8 protein-coding genes, 14 tRNA genes and 2 rRNA genes (1 of these 24 running past the window's edge) are annotated in these 12,845 nt (G+C 42.2%); 5 read left to right on the top strand and 19 right to left on the bottom strand.

Annotated features, from left to right (window positions below; genetic code table 11):
- The first annotated feature begins 266 nt into the window (after nt 1-266).
- Together MKY07_RS02270 and MKY07_RS02265 are read left to right on the top strand one after the other, a co-directional pair.
- Nucleotides 267-1,787, top strand: coding sequence for an aldehyde dehydrogenase family protein (locus tag MKY07_RS02270; RefSeq protein WP_014824816.1), 1,521 nt, complete (start codon nt 267-269; stop codon nt 1,785-1,787).
- Nucleotides 1,788-1,859: 72 nt separating this feature from the next.
- Nucleotides 1,860-2,186, top strand: coding sequence for a DUF779 domain-containing protein (locus MKY07_RS02265; RefSeq protein ID WP_339263664.1), 327 nt, complete (start codon nt 1,860-1,862; stop codon nt 2,184-2,186).
- A 161-nt stretch (nt 2,187-2,347) separates the two neighbouring features.
- On the opposite strand, the gene MKY07_RS02260 is transcribed toward MKY07_RS02265, so the two are convergent.
- Nucleotides 2,348-3,562, bottom strand: a complete 1,215-nt coding sequence (locus tag MKY07_RS02260) for a tetratricopeptide repeat protein (protein ID WP_339263663.1) — start codon at nt 3,560-3,562, stop codon at nt 2,348-2,350.
- Between the two features lie 132 nt (nt 3,563-3,694).
- Between MKY07_RS02260 and MKY07_RS02255 the strand changes: the two genes are divergently transcribed.
- On the top strand, nt 3,695-4,996 hold the full coding sequence (locus MKY07_RS02255) for a S8 family peptidase (RefSeq protein WP_339263662.1): 1,302 nt from the start codon (nt 3,695-3,697) through the stop codon (nt 4,994-4,996).
- Nucleotides 4,997-5,049: 53 nt separating this feature from the next.
- On the opposite strand, the gene MKY07_RS02250 is transcribed toward MKY07_RS02255, so the two are convergent.
- Complete coding sequence (locus MKY07_RS02250; protein ID WP_339263661.1) at nt 5,050-5,670, bottom strand: GyrI-like domain-containing protein; 621 nt, start codon at nt 5,668-5,670, stop codon at nt 5,050-5,052.
- Between the two features lie 229 nt (nt 5,671-5,899).
- Here MKY07_RS02250 and MKY07_RS02245 point away from each other — a divergent pair, with 229 nt between their 5' ends.
- Nucleotides 5,900-6,202: a transposase gene (locus MKY07_RS02245; protein ID WP_014822792.1), complete on the top strand. Its 303-nt coding sequence runs from the start codon at nt 5,900-5,902 to the stop codon at nt 6,200-6,202.
- Entirely contained in the window at nt 6,199-7,089 is an 891-nt protein-coding gene (locus tag MKY07_RS02240) for an IS3 family transposase (RefSeq protein ID WP_339263660.1), read from the top strand. The genes MKY07_RS02245 and MKY07_RS02240 overlap by 4 nt, the downstream gene beginning before the upstream one ends.
- Nucleotides 7,090-7,492: 403 nt before the next feature.
- On the opposite strand, the gene MKY07_RS02235 is transcribed toward MKY07_RS02240, so the two are convergent.
- From MKY07_RS02235 to MKY07_RS02155, 17 genes are all read right to left on the bottom strand, one after another.
- Nucleotides 7,493-9,061, bottom strand: a complete 1,569-nt coding sequence (locus MKY07_RS02235) for an S-layer homology domain-containing protein (RefSeq protein ID WP_339263659.1) — start codon at nt 9,059-9,061, stop codon at nt 7,493-7,495.
- Between the two features lie 264 nt (nt 9,062-9,325).
- Nucleotides 9,326-9,397, bottom strand: a tRNA-Glu gene (locus MKY07_RS02230).
- Nucleotide 9,398: 1 nt separating this feature from the next.
- Nucleotides 9,399-9,474, bottom strand: a tRNA-Asn gene (locus MKY07_RS02225).
- An 11-nt stretch (nt 9,475-9,485) separates the two neighbouring features.
- Nucleotides 9,486-9,562: transfer RNA gene (locus MKY07_RS02220), tRNA-Ile, on the bottom strand.
- Between the two features lie 11 nt (nt 9,563-9,573).
- Nucleotides 9,574-9,647: transfer RNA gene (locus MKY07_RS02215), tRNA-Gly, on the bottom strand.
- Nucleotides 9,648-9,650: 3 nt separating this feature from the next.
- A tRNA-Phe gene (locus MKY07_RS02210) sits at nt 9,651-9,726 on the bottom strand.
- Between the two features lie 5 nt (nt 9,727-9,731).
- Nucleotides 9,732-9,807: transfer RNA gene (locus tag MKY07_RS02205), tRNA-Asp, on the bottom strand.
- 3 nt (nt 9,808-9,810) lie between these two features.
- Nucleotides 9,811-9,885, bottom strand: a tRNA-Met gene (locus tag MKY07_RS02200).
- A gap of 44 nt (nt 9,886-9,929) precedes the next feature.
- Nucleotides 9,930-10,022, bottom strand: a tRNA-Ser gene (locus tag MKY07_RS02195).
- A 12-nt stretch (nt 10,023-10,034) separates the two neighbouring features.
- Nucleotides 10,035-10,108 (bottom strand) — tRNA-Met (locus MKY07_RS02190).
- Between the two features lie 59 nt (nt 10,109-10,167).
- Nucleotides 10,168-10,244: transfer RNA gene (locus MKY07_RS02185), tRNA-Arg, on the bottom strand.
- 20 nt (nt 10,245-10,264) lie between these two features.
- Nucleotides 10,265-10,353 (bottom strand) — tRNA-Leu (locus MKY07_RS02180).
- Nucleotides 10,354-10,358: 5 nt separating this feature from the next.
- A tRNA-Gly gene (locus MKY07_RS02175) sits at nt 10,359-10,433 on the bottom strand.
- 50 nt (nt 10,434-10,483) lie between these two features.
- Nucleotides 10,484-10,559: transfer RNA gene (locus MKY07_RS02170), tRNA-Lys, on the bottom strand.
- A 10-nt stretch (nt 10,560-10,569) separates the two neighbouring features.
- A tRNA-Val gene (locus MKY07_RS02165) sits at nt 10,570-10,645 on the bottom strand.
- An 11-nt stretch (nt 10,646-10,656) separates the two neighbouring features.
- Nucleotides 10,657-10,772 (bottom strand): 5S ribosomal RNA (gene rrf, locus MKY07_RS02160).
- Between the two features lie 74 nt (nt 10,773-10,846).
- Nucleotides 10,847-12,845, bottom strand: a 23S ribosomal RNA gene (locus MKY07_RS02155) (it continues 930 nt past the right edge of the window).

Here is a 12,845-nt window from a genome sequence, read left to right as displayed (position 1 = left end):
CTACTGTATATTTTTGTTATATAATAACCACTTATTATAATGATATAAGGTTTAATCCGCTTTTTTCATCACCTCACCTACCTAATGCCTCTGTATCAGTACATAAACAATTTCACTAAAAATGATTTTCCCATGCGATTTCATTTTACAAATATAACGACATAACTAAGTATGTAAGCATTTTCATTTGCTATTTTACGTACTTAGTTGCATAATGAGGACATAAAGTTACTATAACTTTAAAACAATAATAGAGGTGTTAATAGATGATCTATGCAAACCCTAATACTGCTGGTGCAGTAGTTAACTTTAAAGAAAAATACGATAACTTTATCGGTGGCGAATGGGTAGCTCCTGTAAAAGGACAATACCTAGATGTTAAATCACCTGTAACTGGTAAAGTATTTACTTCAGTTGCACGTTCAACTGAAGAAGATATTGAATTAGCATTAGACGCAGCGCATGCAGCTAAAGGTGCCTGGGCACAAACTTCTGTTGCATACCGCGCGAATATTTTAAATAAAATTGCAGACCGCATTGAAGAAAATTTAGAAAAAATCGCTGTTGCTGAAACTTGGGACAACGGTAAAGCAGTACGTGAAACATTAAATGCTGATATTCCTTTAGTAGTGGATCATTTCCGTTACTTTGCTGGTGCGATTCGTGCACAACAAGGCGGAATTTCTGAAATCGACAACGATACAGTAGCATACCACTTCCACGAGCCAATCGGGGTTGTCGGTCAAATTATTCCTTGGAACTTCCCATTATTAATGGCTTCTTGGAAAATCGCACCGGCATTAGCAGCTGGTAACGTAATCGTGATGAAGCCTGCTGAACAAACACCAGCTTCAATCATGGTATTAATCGAATTAATTCAAGACTTATTACCAAAAGGCGTATTCAACGTCGTTAATGGTTTAGGTATTGAAGTTGGTAAACCACTTGCTACGAACCCACGCATCAACAAAGTGGCGTTCACTGGTTCTACTGGTGTTGGTCGTTTAATTATGCAATACGCTACAGAGAATATTATCCCTGTAACATTAGAGCTTGGCGGTAAATCACCAAACGTCTTCTTCCCAGACGTAATGGATCATGACGATGAGTATTTGGATAAAGCTATCGAAGGTTTAGTAATGTTCGCATTAAACTCAGGCGAAATTTGTACTTGTCCTTCACGTGCATTAGTTCACGAATCTATCTATGACAAATTCATGGAACGTGTATTAGAACGCGTTAAAGCAATCAAAATTGGTAACCCGTTAGATACAGAAGTAATGATGGGTGCTCAAGCTTCAAATGAGCAATTACAAAAAATCTTATCTTACATCGAAATCGGTAAAGAAGAAGGCGCTGAGCTACTTATCGGCGGCTACCAAAACCAATTAGATGCTGACCAAGAAGGCGGCTACTATGTGGCACCAACAGTATTCAAAGGTCACAACAAAATGCGTATCTTCCAAGAAGAGATCTTTGGTCCAGTTCTTTCTGTAACAACTTTCTCTACTTTCGAAGAAGCTATGGAAATCGCTAACGACACTGAATTCGGTCTAGGTGCTGGTGTATGGTCACGTAACATGGATACAGCTTACCGCGCTGTACGTGGTATCCAAGCTGGCCGTGTTTGGACAAACACTTACCACCAATATCCTGCTCACGCTGCATTCGGCGGATATAAAAAATCAGGTATCGGTCGCGAAAACCACTTAATGATGTTAGATCACTACCAACAAACAAAATGTATGTTAGTCAGCTACAACAAAAACGCTCAAGGTTTCTTCTAAGCCAAAGCGAGAAGCGAACTATTAGAGGATGTGCTTTTACAGTACATCCTCTTTTTTATAGGAGGATGCTTTATGGAAAAGTTAGTCGCGACTGAAAAAGCGATTGAGGTTATCGAGCTGTTGAAGGCAAAGCATGGAAACTTGGTGTTTGAGCAGTCTTCCGGTTGCTGCGATGGTACGGTGCCAATCTGTTTTACAAAGGACGGGCACTATATTAGCAGCCAGCTTGTACTTCTCGGGGAAATTGCGGATATTCCGTATTATATTGATAAGCATCAGTCGGAGTATTTGAAGCATATGCAAGTTCTTGTTGATGTAATGGAAGGTCAGGGCGCATCTTTTTCATTGGAGAGTGCAGAAGGCTATGCTTTTTTGATGAAATCAAAGGTAATGAAATAATTTAAAATGCCATCCAGCAGCTTAAATAAAGCTTCTGAATGGCGCTTTTTATTAAGATAAAACTGGGGGATAAATTGGGATAGACAATGTCACCAATGCCACACTTAATAATAATAGCGATAATTTTACGTTTTTCTTCATATTCCTCGTCTCCTTTATAATTAAATGAATTGGATTGCTTTTTCAAATTTCTTTTCTTGCCTATAGTACTCGCCCAGTAAATAAGAAAACTGCTGGTGCATTTCTTTAAACTCTTCACTGTTTGCCGTAAACGGAATTAACCTCCCCTCCAAAAATTCCATTGCTTTCTTTTCTTGTCCACCTAGCAAATATAAATAAAAAGAAGCAAATAAATTAAAACTTAGTTTTCTCTTACTTTTTGCTTCTTCCTTTAACATAGTAAAGGTTTTGAAACTTTCTACTTTTTGATCAAGGCGAAATTGCGTCATGCCCAAATTATATAAACAAAATAGATAGTTATCGCTGTTATTTTCCATTAACGAAGCACTTTGCTCAAAATAAACGAGGGCTCTTTCATATTCGCCTCTCATTTGATATAAATCCCCAAGGTTATGATATATAGCAGGCAGTAACTGCTGTTGCTGCATCAGTTCCACATTTCTCAGGAGATGATCATAAATTTCGATTGCTTCATGGAATACTTTCCCCTGCGCGTAATAAAGAGCGAGCGACATGGAAGTATAAATAATCCGCTTAAAATTAAACTGATCCTTATAATAATGCAGTGCTTTTCTCCCATAAAGAATCGCCTGGCTCGGTTCATCCAGCCGGCCTTTTATTAACGAAAAGTGATAGTAAAACTCCCCTTCCAGTGACCCAAGTTCCGAGCTTGTCTTAAGTATATTAGTTAGTTCTACAGCTGCTTCTGCATACTTACCCCTTGTTATTAAAACTAATGCATAATAGTAAGAATGTAAATATCTCTCATGTTGGGAAAAATTCTGACGGTGGGCATTTAGCCACTTCAACTGATGTTCCGCCATTTTGTAATCGTTAATAAACACGTAGTAACGTAATTTATAAAGTTCATATAAATAGACTGATTCTGTAAAACCAATGATCTCTTCATAATCTTTTAATAGTCCCATTGTCGCAATAGCTTTTTCATTTTCTAGGTAATTGATCTGTTTTTGTAAGTCTTTCAATAACTTTATGATATGGTGCTCGCTATTTTCGACGTCATGGCTATTAACGTTCAAGCGTTCCAAAAGTAGACGGATTGTCTCGCAGTTTGCTTCTTTATTGTTATTCTCGATTTTACTTAAATGTGGAATTGAGCAAATTCCCGCTGCAACCTCATTTTGAGTCATTCCCAGCTTTGTACGATAGTACTTTATTAAAGAACCTATTTTCATTCAAATACCACACCCCTTTAAATAGTTGGATAGTTTATCTAGTATACTTAATATTTTCCCAATAATCAAAAAACTAGTAATGTGATAAATTCAATATGTAATCCAAATATACTTTGAAAAGGGGTCAGGAAAATGAAAAAAGTGAAGAGTACATTATTCAGTCTATTGATTGCAGGATCATTAATGAGTCCGGCTAATGCGGCAACTTTAGGTAGCGAAGATAATTCAACAAACAATGTTGGCCAAGAAAAGTTCCGTGTGTACATTGAAGCAAACAACCAGTCTGCAAAACAATCAGCAAAAGTACAATATTCGGCTCGTTGGGAATTAACAGAGAACGGATTTTCAACGGAAATGAATGAAAAGCAATTCCAGGCATTACAAAAGAATAAAAATTTCACAGTCACAAAAGTTCCTGTCGTCTCATTAGATCCGATCAATTTGGAATTGGGAGAGGATTATACAACAGAAGATAGAACGCCGGATGCATCAGCTTACGCAAGAGCTTCCCAGCAAGTACCTTGGGGAATTAAAGCGATTTATAATAATAGTTCATTAACATCTACATCTGGAGGAAGCGGCGTAAATATTGCCGTACTTGATACAGGAGTAAACACTTCCCACCCTGACCTTGCCAACACTGTGGAGCAATGTAAAGACTTTACGACTGCGACAACTGTTGTAAATAATAGCTGTACTGACAGAAACGGTCATGGTACGCATGTAGCCGGATCGGCATTGGCTGATGGCGGAAGCGACCGAGGCGGTGTTTATGGTGTTGCTCCAGAGGCAGATCTTTGGGCATACAAAGTATTAACAGACAGCGGTTCTGGCTACTCGGATGATATTGCTGCTGCTATCCGCCATGCTGCTGATCAAGCAACATCTACTGGTACAAAAACAATCATCAACATGTCATTAGGTTCTTCAGCGAATAACAGCCTAATTTCAAGTGCTGTCAACTATGCATACAGCAAAGGCGTACTTATTGTTGCGGCAGCCGGTAACTCAGGTTATGCACAAGGAACAATTGGCTATCCGGGAGCATTACCGAATGCCATTGCTGTAGCAGCATTAGAAAATGTACAGCAAAACGGAACTTACCGTGTAGCTGACTACTCTTCACGCGGGTATGCTTCAACGGATGGCGATTATGTCATCCAGCAAGGTGATATTGAAATTTCAGCTCCCGGTTCAGCGATTTATTCTACATGGTATAACGGCAGCTACAATACAATTAGCGGAACATCGATGGCTACACCTCACGTTTCAGGTTTAGCAGCAAAAATCTGGGCTCAAAACCCGTCTTGGTCTCACACGCAACTGCGCTCAAACTTACAAACACGCGCAAAAGCTGTAGATATTAAAGGCGGATACGGTGCCGCTACAGGCGATGACTACGCTTCAGGATTTGGGTTCGCCCGTGTTCAGTAATATAGAATGTAATAAAAACGAAACACCGGCCGTGCTGCTGGTGTTTCGTTTTTTCATTTAATTTTTTCTACACGGTAGCGCAGTAATGTTTTTAAACGATCACCGGTTACTTTACGCGGATCCGATAGATAAATTTCGCGGTGCACCAATGTTTTAATACGTAAGTCATTGTTTGCAATAAACTCCTGCATGACCGAGAACGTCTCACTCTCTGTAGCAAACGGACCGATATGCAGCATTTGAACCGACAAACCATCCGTTATCTCGTCAAAGTAAACTTCGGACAACCGTTCATTACGCTTTTTGTTCCGCGCCACTTCCATCGCATTATTGAACATAGTTTCACCTACAAATTCCGGCTGGCGGATCATAATCGTATACACAAGGTCATCTAGGTTGAACTCTTTGGAATCATAATTCTTTTTATCCCATAACCCTTCAAGCGGATAGACCATGTACTCAAAATAATCAGCTGGCGCAAACCCGTTTTTATGACTCATGCGAATCGTATACGCTAAACTGTACAGCGCCTCTACACGGTTTTTAAAGTCTTCTCCATTCGGATTGCCCTCACCTTTGATACAGATGTACTTCTGTTGGGGCACGTTTAGTAATACCGGTTTTGCTTTTGTGCCATACAGCTCTTTTTCGTGTTTTCTATATTCATGCTTCATTTCATACTCCCCTTTACTTAAAGATACACGTTTTATAATGTTGGTCGCAATGTTCTAATATGTTCGGAAATATTCTAATATATTTTTATTTGTTCTAATAAAGTTGCGATTTTCTAATATATTTGAAAGTTGTTCTAATAAGCAGAAACTTTGTGAGGTTAGTATAAAAAATGGACACGTCTTAAGAGACACTTTAAGATTAAGATATCTAAAAAAGGACGTGGAACCGATGAAAGAAAAACAAACTCGTAAGCGATTAGACGCACAAACAAAAGAATACATTTTAAAGTCTGTTTTAGAAGATGGCGCAAAAGTTTCGGATCTGGCATTTAAGTTTGAAATTGGGTCTTCAACGATCCATAAATGGATTAAAGATTATCGTGAATCGAAAAACCAGGATGTCACACGTTACTTTACTTCTAGCGAAGTAGATAAGTTGCAGGCAGCGTTTGATAAGAAGTTACGTGATTTGGAAGAAGAGAATGAAATTCTAAAAAAGGCTATGCACATCTTCGCGAAAAACCCCGAGTGATTTATGCATTCATTGAAAAGCATAAAAACGACTTTGGCATTGCGATGATGTGTAAAGTATTGATGGTTTCAAAAAGCGGTTATTATGATTGGCGTAAAAAACAGATACAGCCCTTATCGGAAAAAGAAGTACGTGATACAGAAATTGCCCATCAGATTCATCGATCGTATGCGAGGAGTTTTGGTACATACGGTAGCCCTCGAATTGCGCAAGACTTAGCGAGTTTAGGTTATGTCTGTTCGCAAAAGAAAATTGCGAATATGATGCGAAACCTTGGGTTAAGTGCCATAATCCCGAAAACTGTTCAACGAACAACGGATTCCAATCACCATCAATTTATTTATCCGAATCTAGTCAAACGTCAATTTCAAGTAAAAGAGAAAAATAAAGTATGGGTCGCAGATATAACTTATATCCGAACACTGGAGGGGTGGGTGTATCTTGCGTCAATCATGGATTTATATTCTCGTAAAATCGTCGGCTGGGCCATCGCAGATCATATGGAAGAAACATTAGTAGATCAAGCCTTGAAGCATGCATTAGCAGTTCGAAAACCCGAGAAGGGATTAGTTCATCATTCAGATCGAGGCGCACAATATTGTGCCACAAGCTATACAAGAACTTTAAAAGAACATGGGATTAAAATTAGCATGAGTCGTAAAGGAGATCCCTATGACAATGCGTGTATTGAATCCTTCCACGCCACAATCAAAAAAGAATGGATCTATCGTCACCGTTTCGAATCCAAAAAAGAAGCAAGAAAGAGCGTGGAGTCATATATCGTAAACTTTTACAATGAACGACGACGTCATTCAACAATCGGTTATTTATCACCAAACCAATTTGAGAGAAATCAACAGGAGCCCGTTTGTCAAAGTGCCTCTTAAAATTCTCTTGCAGGGTTTTCATCCGCCCATGCCCTGGTCAGGGCATGGACGGATGAAAAGCAGAGCAACCGAAGGGCGGTAGCAAAAAAGTCTCTTAACGCGTGTCCGAAATATTGACAGAAGACCATTTGTTCTAATATCCCCTTTCAATCAGCTAATAACCCCCGTACTTCTTCTAATTTTCGGTCCAATTGTTCTAATAAAATTTGATTGCATTTACAATTCAACATATTCAGCCGCAAACCATGTTTCAATACAGCTTGAGTTAGCGGAACTTCTAATATCGCCCAAGTTTCATCTAATATCCCCTACAACTTTTCTAATATCCCGCACCATTGTTCTAATAAAACCGCCCAATAAAAAACAGCTTAAGCAAAATTTCACTTAAGCTGCTTCACGTAAATTATAATTCACAAGCCCAGCCATCTTTATCGCCGTCTCTTGCTGTTGCATAAGCAGGATGCGATGAGCTGACACCTTTCGGATAATAAACCCGCATTTCTGTACAGTTTTTAAATGCAGTCGGTGCTCCTGGAATGACATATGTCCCAGAATTCACATCACCTTTTGGATTTTCAGGTGTCGTATTCGGCACGATGAACTCTTTCGCACTAATCGAGTAGGATTGACCGTTCGTTGTCACAACAATTGTTCCATCCTGTGCAGTTGCGTAAGCTTTTGTACCAACCGTTTTAATGTTTGAAAGCACTTCTTTATGAGGATGGCCATAGCTGTTGCCTTCTTCATAACTTAAAATAACCGCTTTCGGATTTACTTTTTGTAAAAATCCAAGCGAACTACTTGAACTTGAACCGTGATGACCCGCTTTTAAAATCGTTGCGGAAACATCATATTTCTTCGCAATTTGCTCTTCGATTCCTGCATCCGCATCGCCCATCAATAAGAAAGACATATTTTGATACGTCAGTTTTAATACGATGGAAGCATCATTCATATCACTTGCTTGTGCATTGACAGCTAAAACTTGAGTTTTCACATTTGAATCCAATGAAATCAAGTCTCCCGCTTTCGGCTCTGTATAAGGAATTTTTTTATCGACTACCATCTGCAGTAAATTTTCATATGTTACCGTTGTATGGACTTTCCCGCTGTTAATAAACTCGCCAACCGTAAAGCTTTCCAGTACTGCAGCTAATCCACCGATATGATCGGCATCTGGATGTGTTGCTACTACGTAATCAAGCTTCTTCACATTTTTAGATTTTAAATAAGCAACAACCGTGCTGCCGTATTCTTTCGTCCCTGCATCAATAAGCATTGTTTTTCCATTTGGTGCTTGAACGAAAATCGAGTCTCCTTGTCCAACATCTAAAAAGTGTACGTTCAATTTAGAAGATGTTGAGCCTAAACCTTCCTGATATTTCACTGCACGTGCTAAAAATGCAGAAATATGAGCACGCGTTAAATTATTCGCAGGCTTAAATGTACCATCCTCATAACCAGTTGTAATATTGGCTGCAGCTAATTGGCTCACTGCTTCATATGCCGTATGCCCTTTTTTCACATCTTTAAAGGTTTTCGTGCCATTCGGTAAATCAAATGCACGTGCAATAAATGCAGCCATATGATCACGTGTCACTTTTGTCGTCGGCTTAAATGTACCATCCGTATAGCCGTTAATGATACCGGCCTCCACAGCTGATTGAATATACCCACTGTTTTTATGAGACTTCGGAACATCTTTAAACTTCGTAGCTCGCTGTGTGCCGTCAAGACCAACAGCTTTTGCGACCATGACAGCCACTTCTTCGCGTGTCACAATGTCCTTTACACCGTATATCTTTTTATCGACGCTAATAATACCTTTATCCAATAAAAAAGCTATATCCTGATAGTTACTATGCTTTGGCGTTACATCAGTAAACACTTGTTCCGCACTTGTTGGTGTAGCATATAACATCGAAGATATAGTTAGTAGAAACACTAATAATAGACTAAATACTTTTTTCATTTTCTAACCTCCCTTATTCATTATAGATTTTTCAATAAAGAAAGAAAGTTATTTTTGAATAGTATTTAAATAATCTTTTGGTAGTAATGGATTGTTCATCCTTTTCATGACCACACAAAATTATAATTGGGATTTGTCGCTTTTTCCCTTTTTTTCAACAACTTAATATCGTTAAACTAATATCCTATTTCGAGAAGGACTATAAGAAATTTAAAATCCTTTACAAATAAAAAAAGCATGCAGCTTCTGCTACATGCTTAGAAATGACCCGTACGGGATTCGAACCCGTGTTACCGCCGTGAAAGGGCGGTGTCTTAACCACTTGACCAACGGGCCATGGCTCCGAAGGCAGGATTCGAACCTGCGACCTGCCGGTTAACAGCCGGATGCTCTACCAACTGAGCTACTTCGGAATAATTATATATGGTGGGCCTAAATGGACTCGAACCATCGACCTCACGCTTATCAGGCGTGCGCTCTAACCAGCTGAGCTATAGGCCCTATTTAAAAACTGGAGCGGGTGATCGGAATCGAACCGACAACATCAGCTTGGAAGGCTGAGGTTTTACCACTAAACTACACCCGCATATGGTGGGTTTGGACGGAATCGAACCGCCGACACTTAGAGCTTCAATCTAATGCTCTACCAACTGAGCTACAAACCCATAAATGGCGGTCCCGACCGGGATCGAACCGGCGATCTCCTGCGTGACAGGCAGGCATGTTAACCGCTACACCACGGGACCATTTGGTTGCGGGGGCAGGACTTGAACCTGCGACCTTCGGGTTATGAGCCCGACGAGCTACCACTGCTCCACCCCGCGACAATATTATGTTTGAACCTGTTTTAATAAACAGTTAGTAAAAATGGAGGAGGTAGAGGGATTCGAACCCCCGCGCGGTGTTACCCGCCTGTCGGTTTTCAAGACCGATCCCTTCAGCCAGACTTGGGTATACCTCCAAAATTTTAAAATGGCTACCGAGGGAGTCGAACCCACGACCTTTCGGGTATGAACCGAATGCTCTAGCCAGCTGAGCTAGGTAGCCATGATCAATAGTTATCTCTACTAGTTAAAGCAATGTAAGCTCTATCCAGTTGAGTTATATGGCGCGCCCGGCAGGAGTCGAACCCACAACCTTCTGATCCGTAGTCAGACGCTCTATCCAATTGAGCTACGGGCGCATATTGTTTATTTATAAAGATGGTGCCGAGGGCCGGAATCGAACCGGCACGGTGATCACTCACCGCAGGATTTTAAGTCCTGTGCGTCTGCCAGTTCCGCCACCCCGGCATTTTTGGAGCGGAAGACGAGGTTCGAACTCGCGACCCCCACCTTGGCAAGGTGGTGTTCTACCACTGAACTACTTCCGCAAAATGCTTAAGATATTTTTACTCTGACAGTATATATAATGATTATAAACTGGTGAGCCATGAAGGACTCGAACCTTCGACCCTCTGATTAAAAGTCAGATGCTCTACCAACTGAGCTAATGGCTCTTGATTAAAATGGTGGAGGATGACGGGCTCGAACCGCCGACCCCCTGCTTGTAAGGCAGGTGCTCTCCCAGCTGAGCTAATCCTCCAAAAAAAATAAGCGAAGCGACGTCCTACTCTCGCAGGGGGAAGCCCCCAACTACCATCGGCGCTAAAGAGCTTAACTTCCGTGTTCGGTATGGGAACGGGTGTGACCTCTTTGCCATCATCACTTCACTTAATTATTTAGTTAAAAGAAATTTCATTCTTTCAAAACTGGATAAACGTTTCATTGAATTGAGCAATAAAATGTGGTTAAGTCCTCGACCGATTAGTATTCGTCAGCTGCATGCGTCACCGCACTTCCACCTCGAACCTATCTACCTGATCGTCTTTCAGGGGTCTTACTTACTTGCGTAATGGGAAATCTCATCTTGAGGGGGGCTTCATGCTTAGATGCTTTCAGCACTTATCCCGTCCATACATAGCTACCCAGCGATGCCTTTGGCAAGACAACTGGTACACCAGCGGTATGTCCATCCCGGTCCTCTCGTACTAAGGACAGCTCCTCTCAAATTTCCTACGCCCACGACGGATAGGGACCGAACTGTCTCACGACGTTCTGAACCCAGCTCGCGTACCGCTTTAATGGGCGAACAGCCCAACCCTTGGGACCGACTACAGCCCCAGGATGCGATGAGCCGACATCGAGGTGCCAAACCTCCCCGTCGATGTGGACTCTTGGGGGAGATAAGCCTGTTATCCCCGGGGTAGCTTTTATCCGTTGAGCGATGGCCCTTCCATGCGGAACCACCGGATCACTAAGCCCGTCTTTCGACCCTGCTCGACTTGTAGGTCTCGCAGTCAAGCTCCCTTATGCCTTTACACTCTACGAATGATTTCCAACCATTCTGAGGGAACCTTTGGGCGCCTCCGTTACTCTTTAGGAGGCGACCGCCCCAGTCAAACTGTCCGCCTGACACTGTCTCCTACCCCGCTAAGGGGCATGGGTTAGAAGTTCAATACAACCAGGGTAGTATCCCACCGACGCCTCCTTCGAAGCTGGCGCTCCGAGATCTCTGGCTCCTACCTATCCTGTACAAGTTGTACCAAAATTCAATATCAGGCTACAGTAAAGCTCCACGGGGTCTTTCCGTCCTGTCGCGGGTAACCTGCATCTTCACAGGTACTATAATTTCACCGAGTCTCTCGTTGAGACAGTGCCCAGATCGTTACGCCTTTCGTGCGGGTCGGAACTTACCCGACAAGGAATTTCGCTACCTTAGGACCGTTATAGTTACGGCCGCCGTTTACTGGGGCTTCAATTCACAGCTTCGCTTGCGCTAACCGCTCCTCTTAACCTTCCAGCACCGGGCAGGCGTCAGCCCCTATACGTCACCTTACGGTTTTGCAGAGACCTGTGTTTTTGCTAAACAGTCGCCTGGGCCTATTCACTGCGGCTTCTCTAGGCTATGCACCCAAAGAAGCACCCCTTCTCCCGAAGTTACGGGGTCATTTTGCCGAGTTCCTTAACGAGAGTTCTCTCGCACACCTTAGGATTCTCTCCTCGACTACCTGTGTCGGTTTGCGGTACGGGCACCTCTCACCTCGATAGAGGCTTTTCTTGGCAGTGTGAAATCAGGAACTTCGCTCATACGAGCTCGTCATCACAGCTCAACGTTAAAGTATGCGGATTTGCCTACATACACGCCTTACTGCTTGAACACGCGCAACCAACGGCGTGCTTACCCTATCCTACTGCGTCCCCCCATTTCTCAAACGGTGAGGAGGTGGTACAGGAATATCAACCTGTTGTCCATCGCCTACGCCTATCGGCCTCGGCTTAGGTCCCGACTAACCCTGAGCGGACGAGCCTTCCTCAGGAAACCTTAGTCATACGGTGCATGGGATTCTCACCCATGTTTCGCTACTCATACCGGCATTCTCACTTCTAACCGCTCCACCAGTCCTTCCGGTCTGACTTCAACGCTGTTAGAACGCTCTCCTACCACGCATACTCAAAGTATGCATCCACAGCTTCGGTGAATCGTTTAGCCCCGATACATTTTCGGCGCAGCGTCACTCGACCAGTGAGCTATTACGCACTCTTTAAATGATGGCTGCTTCTAAGCCAACATCCTGGTTGTCTAAGCAACGCCACATCCTTTTCCACTTAACGATTACTTGGGGACCTTAGCTGGTGGTCTGGGCTGTTTCCCTCTTGACTACGGATCTTATCACTCGCAGTCTGACTCCCGTGTATAAATATCCGGCATTCGGAGTTTGTCTGAATTCGGTAAAGCGAGATGC

Source organism: Solibacillus sp. FSL W7-1472 (genome assembly GCF_037969775.1).
In the GTDB taxonomy this organism is placed as follows: domain Bacteria; phylum Bacillota; class Bacilli; order Bacillales_A; family Planococcaceae; genus Solibacillus; species Solibacillus silvestris.
Note: the sequence above shows the minus strand (reverse complement) of the source record. Positions and strands in the feature narration are given on the sequence as shown.